The 22711-nt window shown below is 69.2% G+C and carries 16 protein-coding genes; 4 read left to right on the forward strand and 12 right to left on the reverse strand.

Features of this window, described 5'->3' with window-relative positions; all coding sequences use genetic code 11:
• The first annotated feature begins 21 nt into the window (after window positions 1–21).
• Window positions 22–1365: a M20/M25/M40 family metallo-hydrolase gene (locus DDF62_RS23740; protein WP_116491402.1), complete on the forward strand. Its 1344-nt coding sequence runs from the start codon at window positions 22–24 to the stop codon at window positions 1363–1365.
• Window positions 1366–1429: 64 nt separating this feature from the next.
• Here DDF62_RS23740 and DDF62_RS23745 read toward each other — a convergent pair whose 3' ends face one another.
• The gene (locus DDF62_RS23745; protein WP_116491403.1) at window positions 1430–3448 is read right to left on the reverse strand and encodes an alpha/beta hydrolase family protein; all 2019 of its coding nucleotides are present in this window, start codon (window positions 3446–3448) and stop codon (window positions 1430–1432) included.
• Between the two features lie 297 nt (window positions 3449–3745).
• On the opposite strand from DDF62_RS23745, the gene DDF62_RS23750 reads away from it, so the two are divergent.
• Window positions 3746–6739 carry a TonB-dependent receptor plug domain-containing protein gene (locus tag DDF62_RS23750; protein WP_165832366.1) on the forward strand — a complete coding sequence of 998 codons (2994 nt, stop codon included), beginning with the start codon at window positions 3746–3748 and terminating at the stop codon, window positions 6737–6739.
• Between the two features lie 78 nt (window positions 6740–6817).
• Here DDF62_RS23750 and DDF62_RS23755 read toward each other — a convergent pair whose 3' ends face one another.
• Window positions 6818–7462: an arylesterase gene (locus tag DDF62_RS23755; protein ID WP_116491405.1), complete on the reverse strand. Its 645-nt coding sequence runs from the start codon at window positions 7460–7462 to the stop codon at window positions 6818–6820.
• Window positions 7463–7519: 57 nt separating this feature from the next.
• On the opposite strand from DDF62_RS23755, the gene DDF62_RS23760 reads away from it, so the two are divergent.
• Together DDF62_RS23760 and DDF62_RS23765 are read left to right on the forward strand one after the other, a co-directional pair.
• On the forward strand, window positions 7520–8209 hold the full coding sequence (locus DDF62_RS23760) for an ABC transporter ATP-binding protein (RefSeq protein ID WP_116491406.1): 690 nt from the start codon (window positions 7520–7522) through the stop codon (window positions 8207–8209).
• Window positions 8206–10725: an ABC transporter permease gene (locus DDF62_RS23765; protein WP_116491407.1), complete on the forward strand. Its 2520-nt coding sequence runs from the start codon at window positions 8206–8208 to the stop codon at window positions 10723–10725. Before DDF62_RS23760 ends, DDF62_RS23765 begins: the two co-directional genes overlap by 4 nt.
• A 5-nt stretch (window positions 10726–10730) precedes the next feature.
• Here DDF62_RS23765 and DDF62_RS23770 read toward each other — a convergent pair whose 3' ends face one another.
• From DDF62_RS23770 to DDF62_RS23815, 10 genes are all read right to left on the reverse strand, one after another.
• A complete protein-coding gene (locus DDF62_RS23770) occupies window positions 10731–12257 on the reverse strand; it encodes a glycoside-pentoside-hexuronide (GPH):cation symporter (protein ID WP_165832367.1) in 1527 nt (508 codons plus the stop codon).
• Between the two features lie 64 nt (window positions 12258–12321).
• Window positions 12322–13890, reverse strand: a complete 1569-nt coding sequence (locus tag DDF62_RS23775; protein ID WP_116491409.1) for a glycoside hydrolase family 43 protein — start codon at window positions 13888–13890, stop codon at window positions 12322–12324.
• 109 nt (window positions 13891–13999) lie between these two features.
• Entirely contained in the window at window positions 14000–15163 is a 1164-nt protein-coding gene (locus DDF62_RS23780) for a TonB-dependent receptor domain-containing protein (RefSeq protein ID WP_341871584.1), read from the reverse strand.
• The gene (locus DDF62_RS23785; RefSeq protein ID WP_116491411.1) at window positions 15076–16713 is read right to left on the reverse strand and encodes a TonB-dependent receptor; all 1638 of its coding nucleotides are present in this window, start codon (window positions 16711–16713) and stop codon (window positions 15076–15078) included. The genes DDF62_RS23780 and DDF62_RS23785 overlap by 88 nt, the downstream gene beginning before the upstream one ends.
• A gap of 151 nt (window positions 16714–16864) precedes the next feature.
• Window positions 16865–17911, reverse strand: a complete 1047-nt coding sequence (locus tag DDF62_RS23790; RefSeq protein ID WP_116491412.1) for a LacI family DNA-binding transcriptional regulator — start codon at window positions 17909–17911, stop codon at window positions 16865–16867.
• A gap of 65 nt (window positions 17912–17976) precedes the next feature.
• Complete coding sequence (locus tag DDF62_RS23795) at window positions 17977–18984, reverse strand: aldo/keto reductase (protein ID WP_116491413.1); 1008 nt, start codon at window positions 18982–18984, stop codon at window positions 17977–17979.
• Window position 18985: 1 nt separating this feature from the next.
• Window positions 18986–19762, reverse strand: coding sequence for an alpha/beta hydrolase (locus tag DDF62_RS23800; protein WP_116491414.1), 777 nt, complete (start codon window positions 19760–19762; stop codon window positions 18986–18988).
• 32 nt (window positions 19763–19794) lie between these two features.
• Window positions 19795–20226, reverse strand: coding sequence for a putative quinol monooxygenase (locus DDF62_RS23805; protein ID WP_244286929.1), 432 nt, complete (start codon window positions 20224–20226; stop codon window positions 19795–19797).
• 38 nt (window positions 20227–20264) lie between these two features.
• On the reverse strand, window positions 20265–21632 hold the full coding sequence (locus DDF62_RS23810) for an 8'-apo-carotenoid 13,14-cleaving dioxygenase (RefSeq protein ID WP_116491415.1): 1368 nt from the start codon (window positions 21630–21632) through the stop codon (window positions 20265–20267).
• Between the two features lie 37 nt (window positions 21633–21669).
• Complete coding sequence (locus DDF62_RS23815) at window positions 21670–22509, reverse strand: VOC family protein (protein WP_116491416.1); 840 nt, start codon at window positions 22507–22509, stop codon at window positions 21670–21672.
• Window positions 22510–22711: the final 202 nt, after the last annotated feature.

Below are 22711 nucleotides of genomic sequence, written 5' to 3' on the forward strand. Positions count from 1 at the left end.
ATTCCGTACAGAGATCATCGCATGAAAACCCGCATCGCTTCGGCGGCTCTCGCCGCCCTCCTCTGCGCCGCCGCGGCGCCCGCCCTGGCCCAGGAAGCGGCCAAGCCCGCCGCCCAGGTCGACTTCGGCAACGTGCGCCCGCCGCAGCCGACCTCGCCCTACACCAAGCAGGCCAAGGCGCTGATGGCGTCCAAGGCCTTCAAGGCGGCCAAGGCGACCCTGGCGGCCGGCTACGAGCAGACGGTCGCCGACATCGTTACCCTGACCGAGATCCCCGCCCCGCCCTTCGGCGAGGCCGAAAAGGGCAAGGCCTATCTCGCCATGCTCGCCAAGGAAGGCCTGACCGACCTGGAGACCGACAACGCCGGCAACGTCATGGGCCTGCGCAAGGGCACGGGCGGCGGCGGCCTCTTGGTGGTGGCCGCCCACCTCGACACCGTGTTCCCGGCCAGCACCGACGTGAAGGTGCGCCGCGAGGGCGACAAGCTCTACGCCCCCGGCATCGGCGACGACACCGTGGGCTTGGGCTCGATCCTGGCCATCCTGCGCGCCATCAACGCCGCCGGCATCCAGACCAAGAGCGACATCCTGTTCGTCGGCGACGTGGGCGAGGAAGGCCCCGGCGACCTGCGCGGCATGAAGGAGCTGTTCTTCAAGGGCAAGTACAAGGACAAGATCGACGCCTTCATCTCGCTGGAGCCCAGCGGCCCCACCGTGATCGTCAACGGCGGCGTCGGCTCCAAGCGCTACAAGACCACCTTCAAGGGTCCGGGCGGCCACAGCATGGGCGACTTCGGCACGGTCAACCCGGCCTTCGCCCTGGCCGACGCCGCCCGCCAGTTCGGCGAGCTGAAGGTCCCCGGCGACCCGCGCACGGTCTACAATATCGGCCTGCTGGAGGGCGGCACCTCGGTCAACTCGATCCCGTTCGCTGTGTCGATGACCGTCGACATGCGCTCGTCGGGCAAGGCCGAGCTCAAGGCCGTCGAGGACGCCTACCTCGCCATCCTGCCCAAGGCCGTCGAAGCCGAGAACGCCGCCCGCTCGACCAAGCGCGGCGTGATCAGCCTGGACAACAAGATGGTCGGCGACCGCCCGGTGGGCGAAACCCCGGCCAGCTCGCCGTTCGTGCAGCAGCTGGCCGCCGTCGGCGACGCCCTGGGCAAACCCATGGGCTACGTGGCCGGCTCGACCGACGCCAACATCCCCATGAGCCTGGGCAAGCCGGCCGTCACCCTCGGCGCCGGCTTCGTGACCTTCCGCGGCCACTCGCTGGAGGAAGGCATGGAGGTCAACAAGGACCGCGACGTCGAGAGCATCGCCACCACCATGGCGCAGATCCTGATGGTCGCCGGCGCCAAGTAGCGCCCCGAAAACAAGAAAGAGGGCGCGATGAGCGCCCTCTTTCCCATCTCTTGGCAGTCCCGGCTCAAAGGCCGCCGGGCTTGCACTCGTTCTGGAAGAACTTCTCGATCTCCACCAGCTGGGTCTCCATCATGGCGGGGGTCATGGTCACGTAGCCGTGGCCCATGTCCTTGATTTCCAGCCACTTGTACGGCTTGTTCGCGGCCTTCAGCCCCGCGATGAAGCGGCGGGAGTCCTTGATGTCGACATTGGTGTCGCGGTCGCCGTGGTACAGGAAGACCGGGATCTTGGCCTCGCCGGCCTTCTGGATGGCGTCCAGGCCGCCGACGAACGGGCGCTGGTACTCGCGCATCATCCGGCTTTCCGCGGTCACCTTCTTCATGTCGGCCAGACTGCCGCCCGCGCCCGAGACGGCGCACTGATAAAGGCCGTTGGGACGGATGGTGGCCGCCAGGGCGGAATAGCCGCCGTAGGAATAGCCGAACATCACCGTCCGGTTGGGATCGGCGACCTTCTGATCCATCAGCCACTTGGCGCCGTCGTCCTTGTCGTCCTGCATCTTCTGGCCCCACTCGCTGTCGCCGGCGGTCCAGAGCTTGCGGCCCCACCCTTCCGAGCCGCGGAACTGGGGTTGCAGGACGACATAGCCGCGCGAGGCGAAGTACTGCACCCAGCCGGCGACGTCCCAGCCGAGGTGATCGCGCGCCCAGGGCCCGCCGTGGGGCATGACGATGGTCGGGAACGGCCCCTTGCCGAAAGCCGCCGGCGGGGTGGTCAGGAAGGCCGGGATCATCAGTCCGTCGCGGGCGGCGTACTGCACCAGACGCGTATCGCCCAGCGTTTCGGGCTTGATCCAGGGGCGGGCCTTGCCCAGCAGGCTGAGCTTGCCGTCCTTGGTGAGCAGGTAATATTCGCCCGGATCCTTGGGGCCCGCCTTGATGACGATGGCGGCGTCGCGGTTCTGCGACCAGGCCTGCACCGTCACGTCTGCGCCCTCGGCGACATTGATCCTGGCCTTCTGGCCAGTGCCCGGATCGACCCAGTCCATCGGCGCGAGCTTGATCGACAGCGCGTTGCGCAGCCCCTTGCTCATTCCCGCCAGTTGGGGATCGGTCCAGTAGATGCTGCCGGCCGCGTCGTTGTAGCGGAAGCCCAGCAGGTTGCCGTCGTTGTCCTCTATGACGCCGGCCGCGTCGAACATCTTGTGCTCGAAGGCCGGCTCCAGGAACGCCTTGCTGCGGATGTCGTATTCGTAGATGCCGGCCTTGTCGCCGGCCCGCACGCCCTGCACGTAGACGATGTTGGGATCAGGCGAGAAGCCGACGATCCCGAACACGTTGCGATCCTTCAGGAACGAGCGGAAGTGTTCCTCGAACTGGCCGGTGGCCGGGTTCTTGATCCACTGGGCGTAGAAGGCCTTGCCGTCCTGGAAGTCGATCTCGGACTTGGCGCGGATCTCGCCCTTGGCGTCGGTCCGCAGGTCGCCGAAACGCTCCGAACCGCGCTCGATCCGCTCGGCCGCGCCGCTGTAGACGTCGGCCCTGTAGACGTCGCCGTTGTCGTCGACGACCAGGATCTTGCGCGGATCATGCGGCAGGGTGTCGAGGATCTGCGGGTTGTTCGTCGCCTTCTCGAAGTCCTCGGCCTCCGAGCGCGAACGGCTTTCCGGCAGCGCCGGGGCCCACTTCTCGCCCTTGAGGTCGGTGATGAACAGCTTGCCCAGGTGCCCCTTGTAGCTGCCCACCGTGTAGAGCTGCTGGACGATGACGGCCAGGCGGTCGTTCTTGATGAACTCGACGCCCTTGAAGACCATGTGCTTGGAACTGAGCAGGTTCGGCGGGCGATCGATGTGCTCGGTCTCCCACACGCCGATGACCTGTTCGTCGCCGTCGGCCGAGATCAGCGCGGCGATGCGCTTGCCGTCCGGCGAGATCACCACGTCGCTCAGGCCCGGAAGCCGGGTCAGCTCGCGGGCCGACGGCGCGCCCGGATTGGTAGCCCCCGCCTGCGCCTGCCCGGCGATCAGGCACATGCCCAAGACGGCCGCGGCGGCCGACAGGGCGAAACAGCTCTTCGACTTCACTCAGACACCCCACTCTGGCTTCCGACTCGCCCTTAGCGAGCAACACATGCGCGATGCTTTTCGTAAAGCGCCGGGCGGCAAGGCGCGCCATATGGGCGCGGATCACCCCCGAACGCCGTCACCGACGCATCAACATGTCCGAAGTGTGTTCATGCTGTAACGGTTTTCGCAAGAATGCGCATCATTTCAGCAACCGCCGTTGCGCGGAAGGATTCCCCGAGCCTTACTCTAGGTGGCGCCGCAGAGGGCATAGCGATGCGGGCCGTTTTCCGAGTCAGGGGCTCGAGGGGAGTAGAAATGTTGCAACGTAAGTTCCTGCTGGGAACGAGCATGATCGTCGGCCTGATGGCCGCGGCTGCGACGCCCAGCTTTGCATTCGCTCAATCGACCAATTCGCCGGCCGAAGGCAACGAAGTCGAAGAACTGATCGTCACCGGCTCGCGCATCAAGCGCACCGAGTACAACAGCGTCTCGCCGGTGCAGGTGATCACCAGCGAAAGTTCGTCGCTGGCCGGCATGATCAACCCGACCGAAGTGCTGCAGAGCGCCTCGGTCGCTGCGGGGTCCACCCAGATCAACAACCAGTTCACCGGCTTCGTCGTCAACGGCGGCGGCGGCGTGAACACTATCTCGATCCGCGGCCTGGGCGACCAGCGCACCCTCGTCATGCTGAACGGCCGCCGCCTGCCGCCGGCCGGCACCCAGGGCGCCGTCGCGGCCGTCGACCTGAACATCCTGCCCGACGCCATCGTCGAGCGGTACGAGATCCTCAAGGACGGCGCCTCTTCGATCTACGGCTCGGACGCCGTGGCCGGCGTGGTCAACGTCATCACCCGCACCAACCTCGACGGCGGCCGGCTGGAAGCCTCGGGCCGCTTCGGCGGCGGCGGCGACGGCGGCAACGAATACACCTTCAGCGGCGCCTACGGCAAAGTGCTGGACCGCGGCCGCTTCCTGATCAGCGGCCAATACTACGAGCAGAAGGCCCTGAAGTTCGGCGACCGCAAGGACCTGAACTGCCAGGAACAATACACCTTCAACCCGACCACGGGCGCGCGCAACGACTGGATCGACGTCGACACCGGCACGTTCAAGTGCTTCGGCGCTTCGGGCGCGCTGTTCAACTACATCCCGGTGACCCTGCCGAACGGCGCCTTCTACGGCAGCCGCGCGCGCATCTCGACCGACGGCCCCGCCTACGCCGCCAACCAGCCCTACTGGGCCGCCGCGGCCGCCGACCCGAACCTGCCCGGCTACCGCTTCGCGCCGCTGAACGACCGTGACTCGGTCAACGCCCTCGACGCGGCGTCGGACTTCATCTCGCCGGTGAAGCGTTACACCCTCTACGCCGAAGGCCAGTACGACCTGAACTTCGGGGAACTGTACGGCGAATTCCTGGGCCACCAGCGCAAGTCGTCGCAGACCAACGTGCAGCAGCTGTTCCCCTACATCTGGGAAACCGCCCCCTGCTCGGTGAACCCCTTCAACTGCGGCGGCGGCATTCCCGCCAACACCTTCATCCCGCAGTCGCTGGTCCTGACGCCCTACATCTTCAAGCAGGACGTCCAGGTGTTCCGCGGCCTGGCCGGCCTGCGCGGCAAGTTCGGCGAAGGCCTGGGCTTCCTGACCGGCTGGGACTGGGACGCCTATGTCAGCTACTCGAAGAACCGCGGCAAATACTCGCTCACGGGCATCAACAGCGAGCTGTTCCTGGCCTCGATCGGCGGCGACTGGGCCAACACCTTCACCTTCGACGGCATCTGCCCGCCCGGTTCGCCGGCCGGCTGCCGCCCGGTGAACCTGTTCTCCGACCAGGTGCTGCGCACCGGCAACCTGACGCCGGAAGACTACGCCTATCTCAAGCTGACCGAGAACGGCGTCACCAACTACACCCAGACCATCGTCGAAGGTCAGATCTCGGGCGACATCCTGAGCCTGCCGGCCGGCAAGCTGGCCGGCGCGTTCGGCGTCTCCTATCGTCGTGACGAACTGGACGACAAGCCCGGCGAGAACCTGGCCAACCAGAACTTCTACAACCTGGCCACCGCCAACCGCACCAAGGGCGACGACAGCGTCGTGGAAGCCTACGGCGAACTGGAAGCCCCTCTGCTGAAGGGCCTGCCGGCGGTCGAAGCCCTGACCCTGAACCTGTCGGGCCGCTATTCGGACTACGACTCCTACGGTTCGAACTCGACCTACAAGACCGGGCTGAACTGGCAGCTGACCAACGAGTACCGGCTGCGCACCAGCTACGGCACCTCGTTCCGCGCCCCGGCGCTGTTCGAGCGCTTCCTGGGCAACCAGGGCGGCTATCTGAGCCAGACCTCGGTCGACCCCTGCATCCGCTGGGCTGGCGACGGCACCTCGGTGGTCAACCCGGTGATCGCGGCCAACTGTCAGGCGGCCGGCATCCCCGGCAACTACAGCGGCGCCAATCCGTCGGTCTTCATCATCACGGGCGGCGGCCAGAACCTGAAGCCCGAGAAGTCGAAGGCCTTCAGCGCCGGCTTTGTCTGGACGCCGGAATTCGCCGACCTGAGCGTGGCGATCGACTACTACGAGATCGAGGTCAACGACCAGGTCACCAGCAACGGCGCGGCCGTCGTCGGCCAGTGCTACGCGGCCGCCGACTACCCGAACAACCCGTTCTGCGACCTGTTCACCCGCGACACCGATCCGACCTCCCCGACCTATCTCGGCATCACCGAGATCGACGGCAGCTTCCGGAACATCGTCAGCCAGACCAGCCGCGGCATCGACCTGACGACGCGCTACTCGCGTGACGTCGGCCCGGGCAAGTTCACCCTGGAAACCCAGTTCAGCTGGACCCTGGAAGACACCCAGGAGCTGTTCCCGGGCAACACCGACGACTTCAACGGCCTGATCGGCGAGCCGGCCGTGGTGGGCAACACCCAGGCCCGCTACCGCTGGAACGACGTGACCTTCACCTGGTCGACCGAGTTCGTGGGCCGCCAGTCGAACTACGAGTACCAGTTCGGCACCGACCTCTCGCCGCCGTCGAACTACACGACGCCGCAGGGCTCGGCCTACCGGGCCAAGAACCACGCCGAGGCCATGTGGTACCACCACTTGTCGGTCCGCTATCAGACCGACACCTGGGAAGGCATCGTGGGCGTCAGCAACGTCTTCAACGAAGACCCGCCCAAGGTCTCGCCGGCCCTGGCCGACAAGGGCAACTACAGCTACGGCCGCGTCGGCAGCTACGCCTTCGCGACCCAGTACGACTATATCGGTCGCCAGGTGTTCGTGAACCTGACCCGTCGCTTCTAGGCGGGCGAAGGATCGATACCGGTAGGGGCGGCGCTCGCGTCGCCCCTTTTCTTTTGGGCAAGGCCCTGCCCTGTAGATCTAGCTCGCGCGCGCCTTCAGCGCCTGGGCGACGATCGGCGCCAGGGCCTCGCCGATCCGCTTGGCCCCGCCCGCGTTGGGATGGACGCCGTCGCGCTGCATGAGAGCGGCGTTCCTGTTCACCCCGGCCAGGATGTTGGCGTAGAGCGGCACGCCGAACTCGCGCGCCAGGCTGGGATAGACGGCGTTGAACTCGCGGGCGTAGGACGCCCCGATGGCCGGCGGCGCGCCGACGCCGACCAGGACCGCGCCGATCCTGCGCGCCTTCAGCTTCTGGAGTATGCCGCGCAGGTTGGCCTTGGTCTGGGCGGGCTCGACGCCCTGTAGCAGATCGTTGCCGCCCAGGGCCACCACGCAGATCCGGGTGTCGGCCGCGACGCTGAAGCCGACCCGCGCCAGCCCGCCGCCGCTGGTGTCGCCCGAAACGCCCGCCGCGCGGACCAGCGCCGAGACGCCCAGCCGGCCCAGCGCCGCCTGCAATTGCGCGGGCATGGCGTCGCGCGCGGGCAGGCCCAGGCCCGCCGTGATCGAGTCGCCCAGAACAGTGACGATCGGCGGCTTCGGGGCGGCGGCGACCTGGGTCATCAGGCCCAGGCCGAGCAAAAAACGACGACGGCTGGGAAAACGCTGTGCGGTCTGGCTCATGCCTTCCTATGTAGGCTGACTGCCGGCCGAACAAGGACCGGCCTTCCAGGAAACACCATGCCCGACGACGCTTCGCCCCTGGCTCCCCCTCTGGCTCTGAGCGCCGTCGCCCTGACCCTGCCCTCCGCCGCCGGACCGGTGAACATCCTGCGCGGCGTCGACCTGACGGTGAACGCCGGCGAGCGCGTGGCCGTCGTCGGCCCCTCGGGCTCGGGCAAGTCGTCGCTGATCGCGGTCGGCGCGGGGCTGGAGGAGCCGACCGCCGGGACCGCGCGGCTGTTTGGCCAGGACCTGGCGACGCTGAGCGAGGACGGCCGGGCCCGCCTGCGGCGCGGCCGGGCGGCGCTGGTGTTCCAATCCTTCCACCTGCTGCCCAACATGACCGCCGAGGAAAACGTCGCCACGCCCCTGGAGATCGCCGGAGCGAAAGACGCCCTGGCCACCGCCCGCGACTGGCTCGGCCGGGTCGGCCTTTCCGGTCGCCTGACCCACTATCCCCACCAGCTGTCGGGCGGCGAGCAGCAGCGCGTCGCCCTCGCCCGCGCCCTGGCCGCCCGCCCCGCCCTGCTGTTCGCCGACGAGCCGACGGGCAATCTGGACGGCGCCACGGCCGCGTCCGTAGCCGACCTGATGTTCAACCTCGTGGCCGAGGTCGGGGCGGCGCTGGTCATGGTCACGCACGACCCGGCCCTGGCCACCCGCGCCGACCGCATCGTGCGGATGGCCGACGGGCGCATCGCCTCGTGAGCTTTCCCCTCGCCTTCCGCCTGGCCGCCCGCGAACTTCGCTCGGGCGTGCGTGGCTTCCGCATCTTCCTGGCCTGCCTGGCGCTGGGCGTGGCCGCCATCGCCGCCGCCGGCTCGACCGCCGAAGCCTTCCGCCAGGGCCTGGCCGGCCAGGCCCGCGAGATCCTAGGCGGCGACCTGTCGTTCGCGGCCGAGAACCGCGACTTCACCGCCCAGGAGCGGGCGACTTTCGACAGGCTGGGGGTCACCACCTATACCGCCTCGGCCCGCGCCATGGCCCAGTCGCCCGGCGGCGAGCGCCGCCTGGTCAGCCTGCGGGGGGTGGACGCGCGCTTCCCGCTCGCCGGCGCGGTGACCCTGGAGGGCGCGCCGGACCTTTCCATTGCGCTGGCGGATCAAGACGGCCTGCCCGGCGCGGCGGTCGAGCCGGCGCTGCTGGACCGCCTGCACCTGAAGATCGGCGACCGGTTCGAGGCCGGCCCCTTGACCCTGGTCGTGCGGGCCAGGCTGATCAGCGAACCCGACGGCCTGTCGCGCGGCTTCTCGATGGCGCCGCGCCTGCTGGTCCGCCGCGAGGTTCTGGAGCGCTCCGGCCTGCTGGAACCCGGCGGCCTGTCCGGACGCACCGTGCGCATCGCCCTGACGCCGACCCAGGACCCGCGCGCCATCGGCAAGGCCGTGCAGACGGCGCTGCCGGACTCGCACCTGCGGGTTCGGGACCGCCTCGACAGCGCCCCGGGCGCCCGCCGGCTGATCGACCAGCTGGAATACTTCCTGGGCTTCATCGGCCTGGCCTCGCTCGTGGCCGGCGGCCTGGGCGTGGCCGGGGCGGTTTCCGCCTACCTGTCGACGCGCGAGCCGGCCATCGCCGTGCTGAAGGCCCTGGGCGCCGAGAGCGGCCTGATCCGCGACCTGCACCTGATCCAGATCGCGGTCCTGGCCCTGCTGGGCGTGTCGATTGGCCTCGCGGTCGGGGCGATTGCGCCCCTCGTCCTGGGCCAGTTGGCCGGTTCCAGCCTGCCGATCCCCGCGCTGTTCAAGGTCTATCCCTGGCCCCTGGCCAAGGCCGGCCTGTTCGGGATCCTGGCGGCGGCCGCCTTCTCGCTGCTGCCGCTGGCGCGAGCGCGGGTCACCCCGCCCTCGGCCCTGTTTCGCCGGGCGACCAAGGCCCGCCTGCCGCTGGGCCTGGAGACCATCGGCGCGGCCGTTTCGGGCCTTGGGCTGGCCGCCCTGGCCGTGGCGACCGCTCCGACCCCGCTGGCCGCCGGAATCATGATCGCGGGCGTCGCGGTCGCCTTCGGCCTGCTGGCCGCGCTGGGCCGCTCGGCCGCCTGGCTGGCGGGAAAGGCGCGAGGTCTGACGCGCGGCCCGATCAAGCTGGGCCTGGCCAACCTCGCCGGTCCGCGCTCGGCGGCGCGCACCGCCAGTCCGGCCATCGGCCTGGGCGTGGCCCTGCTGGCCTGCGTGGTGCTGATCCAGTCGGCTCTGCTGGCCCAGGTCAGCGACGTGGCCCCGCGAACCGCCCCGGCCATGGTCTTCACCGAGATCCCCGGCGACCGGGCCGCCGCCTTCGACGCCGCGGTGGCCGGGGTGACGGGACCGCTGCGCGAGGACGTCTATCTGCGCATGCCCTTCGCCACGGGCCGGGTCGTCGCCCTCAAGGGCAAGGCGGTCGACACCAAGGCTATAAAGGCGTCCGAACGCTGGGCCTTCGACAACGATCTCAGCCTCTCGCTGCTGGCCAATGAGCCGAAGAACGCCGGCGTGGTTTCCGGCCGCTGGTGGCCCGCCAACGACGCCGGTCCGCCGCAAGTGGCGATGAACACCGAGATCGCCCAGGCCGCGGACCTCAAGGTCGGCGACACGATAACCGTTCTGGTGCTGGGCCGTGAGATCGAGGCGCGGATCGCGGTGCTGCGCAAGATCGACTTCGGCGGCTTCGGGCCCGGCTTCAACCTGATCTTCAATCCCTCGACGCTGCAGGGCGCGGAGCTGCGCAGCGTCGCGATCGCCCGGCCAAGCCGCGCCCAGGAAGCGGCCCTGACCCGCAAGCTGGGCGAAGCGTTTCCGAGCGTCAACGTGATCAGCGTCCGCGAGCAGCTGGACGCCGCGGCCGCCCTGTTCGACCGCCTGGCCCTGGCCGTTCGCGGCGCCGCGGCGGTCGCGGGCCTCGCCGGCCTGCTGGTGCTGACCGGCGCGATCGCCGCCGGAGCGCGCGCCCGGGCCCGCGAAGCCGCGACGCTGAAGGTCCTGGGCGCCACGCGCGTTCAGATCCTGGTCGCCTATGTCATCGAGTACGGCGCGGTGGGCCTGATCGCCGGCGCGGCGGGCGTGCTGTTCGGCTTCGCCGCCGCCTGGCCGGTGGTGGTCAAGGTCTTCGAAGCCAGCTGGAGCGTCGACTGGAGCGGCGTGCTGGTCCTGCTGGCGGGAGCGACCGGCCTGGCGACGCTGGGCGGGTTGATCGCCGCCAGCCTGGCGCTGTCGCAACGTCCCGCGCCGGTGCTCAGGGGCGACTAGCACCGCTAGGCTGGGCGGCCCTCCGGCGACGCCAGCGCCTCCCGGACCTTGCGCATGGTCGCCAGGGTGAGCTGAACGCCGATGCTGATCGCCGCGACGCCCAGGCAGGCGGCGGCCGGGCCAAGGCCGAACACCACGGCTATGCCGTGCATGGCGCGATCGGTCTGCTGGGCGTTGGCGACATAGCCGTACCAGCCCAGCATCCAGGCCGCGAGCGCGCCGCCGACCGCCACGCCCATCTTCAAGGCGAACAGCACGGTCGAGAAGTTCAGCCCCGTGATCCGGCGGCCGGTCTTCCACTGGCCGTAGTCGACGCTGTCGGCCATCAGGGCCCACAGGACCGGCACGGCGACCTGGTTCAGCAGCATGGCCAGCACGAAGACGGAAACGCTGACCGCGATGCTGGCAAAGGCCGTGAAGAACAGCGCCACCTGCGCCAGCGCCTGCAGCACCATCAGCACGCCGAAGGCCCGCACCCGGTCGAGCCAGGCGCCTGACAGCTTGGCCAGGACATAGCCGGCCGCGACCGCCCCCGTCACCGGCGCCATCAGGCCCGGCGGGACCAGGCCCACGCCGCCGAGAACGGCCAGCAGGCCGCCATGCACGGCCAGGATCAGCAGCAGCTCCTTGGGTCGCGGCGGACCGTGGAGATTGCCGGCGAACAGGCTGCCGATCACCCCGCCCAGGGTGCCCAGGGTCAGGTAGGCGGTCGACAGGTCGGGCTCGCCCAGCACGTAGCGCACGAAATAGAGCGCCGCCGTGCCGCGCATGACCACGGCGATCAGCAGCACGAAGTTGACGAGCGCCAGCACCCGCCACTGGTCGTTGGCCCAGAGGGCCTTGAGGTCGGCGGCCAATGACGCCTTTCCGTCCTGCGCAGCGCCGGGACCGGCCCGCTCGCGCGTCGTGGCGAAACAGGCCAGCAGCATGATCACCGCCAGAACCGCGAAGACCGCCATGGTCCAGAGATAGCCCCGGGCGCGATCGCCCTGACCGAACAGCTCGATCAGCGGCAGGGTGGCGCCGGAGACGATCATGTTGCCGACCATGGCCAGGGCGAAGCGCCAGGATTGCAGCGAGGTGCGCTCCTGCGGATCGTCGGTCATGGCCGCGGCCATGGCGCCGTATGGGATGTTCACTCCCGTGTAGAAGATCATCAGCACGGTGTAGCCGACGAAGCAGTAGATCGCCGTGCCGGGCTCGCCGAGGTTCGGGGTGGCGAAGGTCAGCACCGCCGAGGCGCCGAACGGCAGGGCCAGCCAGACCAGCCAGGGGCGAAACTGGCCCCAGCGGCTGCGCGTGCGGTCGGCCACCGCGCCCATCACCGGATCCAGCACCGCGTCGAACACCCGCACGACCAGGAACAGGGTCCCGACCAGGGTCGGCGCCAGCCCCACCACGTCGGTGTAGTAGAAGGCGATGAAGTTGACGATCGTCTGGAAGACGAGGTTGCTGGCCGCGTCGCCCAGGCCATAGCCCAGCTTCTCGACCAGCGACAACCGGCCGCTCCCGGCGGCGCCTGCCTGGCTCATCGTCCCTCCCCGCCCGGCGCTCGCGGCCGGTTTCATTCGCTATGGCCGATCTTCATGGCCAAGCTCAAGCTTCGCCGAAGGTATCGTACCGGAAGCCGGCGAAGTCGGCGGGCGCCCGGCGGCCGGTCAGGTCCTGGGCGCACATGCCCACGAAGGCGCCGGTGAAATTGGCCCCCTCGCCCTTGCCGGCCTCGTCCGACAGCACCGAGGCGTCGAGCTCGGGCCCGATGCGATGCCAGGGACCGTCCTCCAGCGCCCAGCTGAAGGAGAGGCGCTCATGGTCGACCTCGACCTTCAGGCGGACGGGCTGGTTTCTCGGCAGGGGCACGCGCGCCCCCTCCAGCGGGAAGGTGTCGGTCAGCGACAGGTCGCCCGCGCAGGACATCAGGCCCAGGTGCTTGCCCGCCACCTCGTCCCACGAGACGTAGAGGTAGTGGTGCTTGTGGCCGTTGTAGTAGGCGACGAGGCCGGCCATCTGCTGGAAGCTGTCGGGCTCGAACTCCAGGCTCGTCTCGGCCCCATAGGTGAACTCGGTCTGGCGGCGCGCCACCAGGGCCTGGCTGAACAGGCCGCCCAGGGCCTCGCGCCCCCGCAGCCGCAGGAAGCCGGGGCGCTCGACCAGCGAGAACACCTCGTCGGGCTCGGGCGTGCGCAGCCACTGAAAGTCGGGGTCCAGCGGCCGGTCGGCCGAGAAGGCGTAGGCCTTGCGCTCGCCCCGCGCCTTCGGAGCCGTCATCTGACCGGCGATCGGACGCAGCCAACCGTCGTCGCTCCAGGCGCAGCGGGTGAGCGCGCTCTCGCGGCCCATGGGACTGCGGCGCAGGCCGGGGATCGGACGGCTGCACAGGTGCATGACCACCGGCGTTCCGTCGGGCGCGGTCGTCAGGCTGCCGTGACCCAGGCGCTGAAGCGGCGCGTCGGGATCCAGGCGCGCCGAGATCATCGGGCCGCGCGGATCGACCTCGTAGGGTCCGCCGATCTGGCGGGCGCGCGCCATGGTGACGGCGTGGTCGTAGCCGGTGCCGCCCTCGGCGACCATCAGATGATACCAGCCGTCGCGGCGATAGAGGTGCGGGCCTTCTGTCAGGCCCAGGGCGCTGCCGGTGAAGATGTTGCGGATCGGGCCGACCAGCCGCCGCCCGGCCGGGTCGTATTCCTGCAAGAGCACGCCGCCGAACGAGGTGCGATCGGGCCGGTGATCCCAGAGCATGTTGACCAGCCACTTGCGGCCGTCCTCGTCGTGGAACAGCGAGGGGTCGAAGCCGCTGCTGTTCAGATAGACGCGCGGGCTCCAGTCGCCGTCGACCATCTCGCAGGTGGTGACGTAGCTGTGGGTGTCCTTGAACAGGCCGTCGAACCGCGTGACGACCGTGTAGACCAGCCAGAACCGGCCGTCGGCGTAGGACAGGCATGGGGCCCAGACCCCGCAGCTGTCGGGCACCCCGCGCAGGTCCAGAAGGTCGGGCCGGTTCAGCGGCCGGGAGACAAGGCGCCAGGACTTCAGGTCGCGCGAGTGGAAGATCTGCACGCCCGGGAACCACTCGAAGGTCGAGGTGGCGGCGTAGTAGTCGTCGCCGCCCCGCACGATGCTGGGGTCGGGATTGAAGCCGCGCAGGGCCAGTTCGCTGGTCATGGCGAATGCGGTGCTTTCGGAAAATCTTGGAAAAAAGAGGCGGCCGCGACGCGCGCGGCCGCCTTGGGAAGGCCGCCAGCCCGCGACAGGCCGGCGGTAGGAAGCTCGATCAGAAGTAGACGCCGGCCCGGACGCCGTAGAAGGCGGGCGCGTTGAAGGCGTAGCCGGTGACGAAATCGTTGCCGTTGCGGCGGTTGAACGTCGCGTAGGTCTCGCCGGTGACGTTCGTGCCGTAGGCCTCGGCGTACCACTTCTTGTCGCCGGGGGCGTAGCGCAGCGACAGGTCGACCGTGGCGTAGGCCTTCTGCTTGTCGCCGTTGTTGCAGACCTGGCCGCCGCCGGCCGCGATCGAGGCGTAGCAGTCGACGTTCCACAGCGAGAGGAAGTAGCTGCTGGAGTAGTTCACCTGGGCCCAGGGCGTGATCGTCGCCCCCGAGCCCAGGTGGAAGTCGTGGCTGTAGGACAGGTTGGCCGTCAGCTTGGGAGCGAACGGCAGCTTGTTGCCCTTCAGCGCCGTGATCGGCGCGCAGCCGGCCTGGCGATCGCCGCAGGCCAGGGCGTCGGTCAGGATGAACGGCAGGCGGCTGGTGTCGATGTCCTTGACCTCGTTGGCCAGCATGGTGGTGACGAAGCCGCTGATGCGGTCATTGGGCGTGGGCGCCCAGCTGAACTCGACCTCGATCCCGCCGATGCCGGCCGAGGCCAGGTTGATCGGCACCAGCTCGGTCATGTTCTGCATGGCCGGGGTGTCGAACAGCGGCTGGGCGCAGCTGGCGATCTGCTGCTGGGTCGGGTTGTTGCGCAGCGTGACCGGATCGAACACCGTCTGGCTGAAGATCGGCACGCCGCCCAGGCCCGGCACGAAGCTTTCCACGAAGCCGTCGCCGTCGAAATCGCCGAAGGTGTAGGGGCAGAACTGGTCGCCGAAGTCGACCAGGATGGCTTCCTGCTTGTCCTTGTAGTCCATGTAGAAGGCGCTCGCCGCCAGCTGGGCCGGGCCGCCGCCCAACTCGAAGCGCTGCTTCCAGCCGACCTCGTAGCTGGTCAGCTTCTCCGGATCGAGCACCGGCGTGTAGACCTGATACGAACGGGCCTGGAAGTAGGTGTCCTGGAAGGTGCCCGACTTGTAGCCCGTGGCGACGGTTCCATAGAGATAGGTCTTGTCGTTCGGCTCGTAAGACAGCGTCAGGCTGTAGTCGGTGTTGGACCATTCGTGGTCATTGAAGAACAGCCGGTCGAAGGGCGCGGCGGTGGCGCCGTTGATCGCCGCGATCTGGGCGCCGGCCGTGCCGGGCGCGGCCGGAAAGCCGGTGATCCGCGAATGCCCTGGTAGGTGGTGTTCCTGCCCGAGCGGTAGTCGGCGTCGGAAATGCCGTTGGCGACCAGATAATAGGGCACGCCGAAGCGGGCCTGGGCGCCGTCGCCGGGGAAGGCGTCGTAGCGGCTGCCGCCATGGTCGGTCTTGCGGTCCTTGGAGTTGCGCACCCCCAGCTTGAGCTTCAGCTGGTCGGTGACGTCCCAGTCGACCGTGCCGTAGAACGCCTCGGACTTGGCCACGCGGCTGGGCTGCCAGAAGTCGATCAGGCCGTCAGCCACCAGCGGCAGGTCGATCCAGAGGTTCCGCTCGGTGTCTTCCTTGAAGTTGAAGTAGCCGAGCACCCACTGCACGGGGCTGTCGTAGGTGGAGGTCAGCTGCAGCTCGTGGCTGCGCGAGACGGTGTGGAACGGGCGGTCCCAAAAGTATTGCTGGTCCGTGCCCGGCGCGGTCGAGGGCCGGTAGCGCGAGACGCCCGAGTCCAGGTCGATGACCATCTCGTGCTCGTAGTCCGTATGGCCGTAGGTGTACTTGGCCTCGACGGCCCCCGCGAACTCGTACTTCACCTCGCCGCGCAGGGACTCGATGGTCATGTCGGTGAGGTTGGGCGTCGACAGCCAGGCCTCGTACTCGTGGCCGCGCACGGTCAGCGGGGCGGCGGGCGACTTGGACTGGTAGTTCTCGTAGGTCAGCAGGATCGAGCCCTCCTCGACCGGCTTGAACAAGGCCGACAGGCGCACGGCCTTGTGGTCGACGCTGCCCGCGCCCTTCGACTTCGAGGTCGGATCGCCGAGGTTCAGGTACGGGTTCTGGGCCGCCGTCGCGCCGTTGCGGGTGTCCAGGTGCAGGTCGTAATAGGTGTCGCGCTTCTGGGCGAAGGCGGTGGCGCGCAGGGCGATCTTGTCGCCCACGGGGATATTGATCGCGCCGCGGATCATGCGGTCGTCATAGTTGCCGTACTGGCCCTCGACCTTGCCGCTGAACTCTTCGAGCTTGGGGCGCGAGACGATGACGTTGATGGCCCCGACGGTCGAGTTGCGGCCGAACAGCGTGCCCTGCGGTCCGCGCAGCACCTCCACCCGGTCGACGTCGAACAGCAGGTTCCAGGCCGCCTGCGGCCGCGACATGTAGACCCCGTCGACGTGGAAGCCGACATTGGGGTCGCCCTGCTCGGTGAAGTTGGAATTGCCGATGCCGCGCATGCTCATCTGCAGCGCCCCCATGCCCAGGGTAGACTGGTCCTGGACCTTCAGGTTGGGCACCAGCTTGTCGAGTTGCAGGGCGCTCGTGATCCCCTGCTTCTCCAGGGTGGCGGCGGTGACGGCGGTGATGGCCACCGGCGTCGTCATCAGCTGGGTCTCGCGCTTGGTCGCGGTGACCACGACCTCCTCAAGGGCCGCCTCGGGCTCGGCGGTCGTTTGGGCGATCGCGCCCGTGGCGCCGATCGTGGCCAGGGCCGAGACGCCCATCATCAGGGCGCGCCGAGCGCGCCGGTCGAACCGGATCATGTTTCCTCCCGCGCGGGGTGACCCCCGCTCCCCTACTGCGCTCTTCGGCGCGTTTCGCTACGCAGTGCGTTAGCGCTAACATTCATGCAATTGCGTTAGCGCTAACGCAAGGGGATTCTTGCGAACCTTCGCCGAAAATCGAGAACGGGGATCAGAGGGCCGCGGCGGACTCTCGGACGACCAGGCGGTAGTCGGCTTGCAAGCTGGACGCCCCCGCCTCCCCGCCCGCGCGGCGGGCGCGGACGTGGCGCAGCAGAAGCTCGATGGCCAGGCGGGCCATCTCGCCGATCGGCTGATGGATCGTGGTCAGCTCCGGCCAGCTGGTGACAGCCAGCAGGCTGTCGTCGAAGCCGACCACGGACAGGTCGCCCGGCACGTCCAGGCCCCGGCGATGGGCGATCGACATCACGGCGCTGGCCATGTCGTCGTTGGCGGCGAAGATCGCCGTCGGTCGCTCGTCCGCGTCGAGCAGGCCGATCGCCGCCTCGATGCCCGAGCGGTAGGAATAGTCCCCCTCGGCGACGGCGTGAGGCTCAAGGCCGGCGGCCGCCAGGGCGTCGCGGAAACCAGCCAAGCGACGCTGAGCGGCCAGCTGGGCCGCGTCGCCGGTGACGAAGGCGACCTTGCGGTGCCCCAGGGCCAGCAGGTGCTCGGTCATGGTCCGGGCGGCGGCGTAGTCGTCCAGCCGCACGGCCAGCACGCCCTCGTCCTCGCGCGCCGTGGCCACGGCCACGACCGGCTTGCCGGCCTTGGCCAGCAGGTCCAGCGCCCGCTCGGAGTCACAAAGCGGCGGCGGCAGGACCACGCCGTCGACCCCCTCCTCGGCCAGCTTGCTCACGGCGGCGTCGATCGCTTCGGGGCTGTCGCAGCGGTGCAGCAGCAGGTGATCGCCGGTGCGGCTGATCTCATCCATGACGCCGATCAGGAACTCGCTGAGATAGGCGCCGCTGGGGTTGGTGTAGAGCAGACCGATCCGCGTCACCCCGGCCGAAGCCAGGCCGCGCGCGGCGGGGCTTGGCGCGTAGTTCATCTCGCGGATGATCTCGCCGATCCGCGCCCGCGTCTCGTCGCTGACCCGCCCCTCGCCGTTGATGACGCGGGAGACGGTCATGATCGACACGCCCGCCCGCGCGGCCACGTCGGCGATGGTCACGCCCTGCAGGCGCCGACGTTGCGGTTTTTCCGGCGCGCGGCTCATGCTTCGCCCATCGCGGGGAATTGGCTTCAAGGCAAGCAGGAATTGCGACGCCCGGCCGGATCCGCTCACGAAGGCAGCGGAGCCCCCGGATCGACAAGACCCGCCTGGGAAAGCTCGGCCCAGAAGTCCGGCGGGACCTGCTCTTCCAGGGCCGCGCGGTCCTCGGCGAGGCGGCTTGGCCGGCTGGCGCCCGGAATGACAGCCGCGACCGCCGGATGGGCGAGCGCGAATTGCAGGCCCGCGGCCTTCATGCTGATCCCGTGGCGGTCGGCGATCGCCTTGATCCGGGCGACCTTGTCGAGGATCGCGGGCGTGGCCGGGGCATATTCGAAGTTCGGACCACCGACCAGCGCGCCCGAGCTGTAGGGACCGCCGACCACGATCCCCAGGCCGCGCTCGGCCACAGCCGGCATCACACGCTGCAAGGCCGCACCATGGTCCAGCAGCGTATAGCGTCCGGCGAGCAGGAACCCGTCGGGGCGCGGTTCGTCGAGGGCCAGCAGCAGTTCGATCGGCTCGACCCGATTGACGCCCAGCCCCCAGGCCTTGATCACGCCCTCGTCGCGCAGTCGGTCCAGGGCCCTGAAGGCGCCCTTGCGCGCGGTCTCGAAGACGCCCAGCCATTCGTCGCCGTAGAAGTCCTGAGCCACGTCGTGGACGAAGGCGATGTCGATATGGTCGGTGTCGAGACGCTTGAGACTGTCTTCGATCGACCTCAGGGTCGCGTCCGCCGAATAGTCGTTCACGATCCGGTTGGGGCGGCCGTACTTGAAGACCTCGCCCTTTTCGCCCAGGGCGCGGGCGCTGACATCCTCGACCTCGTCGAGGATGACGCGGCCGACCTTGGTGCTGATGACGTAATCCGCGCGAGGCTTGCCGGCCAGCGCCTCGCCCATTCGGATCTCGGCCAGGCCCGCTCCGTAGAACGGCGCGTTGTCGTAGTAGCGGATGCCGTCGTCCCAGGCGGCCGCCACCGTGGCCAGCGCCTCGCTCTCGGGGATGTCGCGAAACATGTTGCCGAGCGGCGCGGCGCCGAAGCCCAGCTTGCCGGGCAGGATGTCCTTGAGCGCCATCTTATCTCTCCGCCTTGGCGGCCGACCGGCTCGCCGCTTCCTCGATCAGGGACGCCACCACGCCGGGCTGGGAAACATATACCGCATGGCTGGCGGCGACGTCGCGCACGCTCGCCCCGGCGCGCCGGGCCATCATTCGCTGGGCCGGCGGCGGGATGACGTGATCGTCCTTGGCGACCAGATACCAGCTGGGCTTGGTCCGCCAGGCGGCCGCGGTGATCTTGCCCTCCAGGGCCTGGGCGCCCCAGGGCTGCTGGGAGTCGGCCATGAACCGCGCCACCTCGGGCGCCACGTCCGCCGCGAACACGGCGGGGAACTTGCCGCGGTCCAGAAGCAGGAAGCCGTCGGCCGACGGCAGGATAGGCAGGGCCGGCGCCCCGGGCGGCGCCTGGGCGATGATCGAGGCCACGGACTCGCCCTGGTCGGGCGCGAAGGCCGCGACATAGACGAGGGCCGACACCTTCGGGTCGGACCCCGCCTCGGTGATGACCACGCCGCCATAGGAATGGCCGACCAGCACCACCTTGCCTTCGGCCGCCGCGATGGCGCGTCGGGTCGCCGCCACGTCCTCGCCGAGCGAGGTGGTGGGGTTCTGGACGACGACCACCTTGTAGCCGTCCCGGCTGAGCATCCGGTGGACCTCGGCCCAGCCCGAGCCGTCGACGAAGGCGCCGTGGACCAGGACGATCGTGCCCGGCCTATCACCCGGACCGGCCACGGCGGGGATAGCCGTCGAGCCGAGCACAACGGCGGCCAGGGCGGCGAAGGCTTCCTTCATGCGCTGTCTCCTTGGGTCATCAGAGCCCGGCCTCAGCGACCGCGGCCGAGTATTTCCATGCGCGTCACCTGCACGCCGCCCTCGGCCAGTTCGGGCAGCCTGGCGAACCAGGCCTGGACGTGGGGCGTGGCGTTGTGGGCCTCGAAATCGGCCTGGCTGGCGAAGATCTCGTAGAAGATGAAGTGGCCCGGCTTCTCGCGGTCTTCCTGCAGGAAGTAGACGAGATTGTTGGGCTCGGCGCGAACCTTGGCGATCAGGGGCAAGGTCGCCTCCCGCAGCGCCTGCTCCTTGCCGGGCTTGGCCTGGACGCGGGCGACGATGGCATAGGCCTCGCCGGGGATCTGGGCGTAGTGCACGCCCGTGGATTGCAGGGCCGCGGGCGGCGCGACCGCCGCCGAGGCCGTGCTCGCGCCGGCCGAAAGCAGCATGACGAGCACCAGACGATTGGCCGAGAGCAGGCGCATCACAGGTCTCCTATGGGTTCTGGGGAAGGGCTCGGATCTCAGTCGGCGCCGGCGATCCAGTTGCCGTGGAAGCCGGGCGGAACGATGTGCGGCAGGTGGATGCTGGCCACCGGGACGGCTTCGAACCTGCGGGCGTCGAGGATCACCAGATCGGTGGTCAGGGCGGCGGCGTCGATGACGAAACCGATCAGCCAGCCCTCGTCCTCGCCGGCCTGCGGATGGGCCGGAACGAAGACGAACTCGCAAGGGTGGCGGCCTGGCCCAAAGTCGTGCGTCAGCCGCCCGCCCTCGACCAGATCGTGCTTGAAGAGGCAGGTCCCCAGGAACGGATCGACCAGCCCCATGGTGTAGGCGTAGCGATAGGCCTGCCCCAGCCGGCGCTCGTCCTGGCGCGGGAACTCCTGGGGCGTGGGATCGATGACGATCCGCTCCACCGTCCCGGCGGCTGGATCGAGGATCCAGCGCTCGAAGGCGCAGCGCTCGGAGTCCGGCCCCGAGGTGCGCCGCCAGAACATCTTGTCGTGGACGACGACGTCGAGGACCACCGTGCCGTCGGCGGCGTCATAGGCGTTGGCCGCGTGGAAGATGAAGCACGGGTCGACCGGCAGCCAGGTGATCTCGCCCGCCTTGCCCTCGCGGGGCAGAAGCCCGATCCGGGCGGGGTGGGTCCCGTTCCAGCGATAGGGGAAATGATGGCCTGTGATCGCCGCCGTCAGCGAGAAGGTCACCGGCAGGTCGAGGATGATCGCAAAGCGCCTGGTGAAGGCGAAGTCGTGGATCATCGGGCCGTGCCGGACCGGGATGCGCACCTCTCGACGGATCCGGCCCTCGGGGCTCAGCGCCACGTAGCGCAGCGAGCGCCACTTGCTGGCGTCGTAGCAGATCCCGAGCATCTCGCCCGTGAGCGGATCGACGTGGGGGTGGGCCGTGAAGCCGCCCTTCAGGGTCTGGCTGAAGTCGGTGTAGCGCAGGGTCTCCAGCGTATCGCCGATCTCGACCGGCGTGCTGCCCGCCTCGACCACGCCCAGCACCTTGCCGGCGTGCCCAACGACATTGGTGTTGACGGTGTCGAACAGGTGGCGCGGACCGGGCGTGCGCGGCTCGTCCAGCGCCTTGGCGACAGCGTCCGAGCGGATCCAGCGATTGCGATACCAGAGCGCCCGGCCGCCTTCCAGGCGCAGGCCGTGGATCATGCCGTCGCCCGCGAACCAGTGATGCTTGTCCGGATTGGGCGCCATCGGATTGGGCCCCATGCGCAGGTACCGCCCCGTGAGCGCGGCCGGGATCACGCCCGTGACGGGCAGGTCCCTCAGCGTCAGCTCCTCGGTCATGGGCGTGTGGAGGCCCGTGAGGTAGGGATTGTCCGGCAGGTTCCTGGCCTTGCCGGCCGCTTCGGTGAACAGCATCGCCGCCTCCCCTGGCGTGATCGGGTTGAACCGTCCGTCAGCTCGCCGGCGCCACCGACGCGCGGCGCGCGGCCAGGGCGTCGTCGAAGGTCTTCTTGACCGGCCCCAGCGCCTGGACGAACTCGAGCTGCTCGCCTTCCGGGCCCCGGCAGTAGATCAGCCGCCAGCCGGCGGACTTGCCCTCGGTGATCCCGTTGGAGTTGGCGTCCAGCGGCGCGGCCTTGCGGTCGGCTTCCGACGCGACCGTCAGCACCCGGTTGGCCCGCACCTGCGTCATGCCCCGCCGCGCCGCCTCCGCCTCCAGGTCGCGAATGAAGACGTTGAAGTCGGCGCCGTCGCGGATGTGGAAGCAGATGTGCATCATCCGCGGGAAGGCCGGGCTCATGTGGTCGAGCGGCTCGGCGAAGGCGTTGGGACCGCCCATCGGCTGGTCGGCGTCGCGGTATTGCAGAAGCTCGATCACGACGTTGTCGAACTGGACGAAGCGCACGTCGAGGCGCTGGGTCCCGCCGCGCAGGTCCGGCACGCCCCTGGCGCGCGGGTTCACATGCCGCTCGCGCGCCTCGATCTCCTCGGCTGTCAGCAGGGTGTTGTGGATGCGCTCGCCCTGGAAGTCGCCGTCACGCATGATCTCCGCGCCGCCCAGCACCTCGGTGTAGAAGGCGAAGGCGCGGTCCATGTTCTGGACCGTCAGCCCGAAGTGCTGGACGCCTTGGAGCCGTGCGCCGAGCGAGCCGCCCGTGATCCGGCCCGCGCGAACACGGGTAGCCTCCTGGGCCGCCGCCGGCGCGGCGACCGCGCCGAGGACCGCCGCGCCGGCGGCTGCGCGCAGCACCTCGCGGCGCTCCAGACCGGCGGACTCGTTCTGCTCGCTCATCGTCGGTCTCCTCGTCCCTGATTTCGATCCTTGGAGGGGCAGCGCCCTCTCTCAGGATCATCGGTCCAAGGCCGTCGGTTGGCGAGTTAAGCGCGGTTAAGCGCATGCTCGGCAAAGCCGCGGGATCGCGCCTTAACCGCGCTTAACTTCGAGGCCGGCCGCGACGGCTCTAATCATGCGCGCGGGGCGCTGGAGCTTGAGC

The sequence above is a fragment of the Caulobacter radicis genome (assembly GCF_003094615.1).
Taxonomy (GTDB): domain Bacteria; phylum Pseudomonadota; class Alphaproteobacteria; order Caulobacterales; family Caulobacteraceae; genus Caulobacter; species Caulobacter radicis.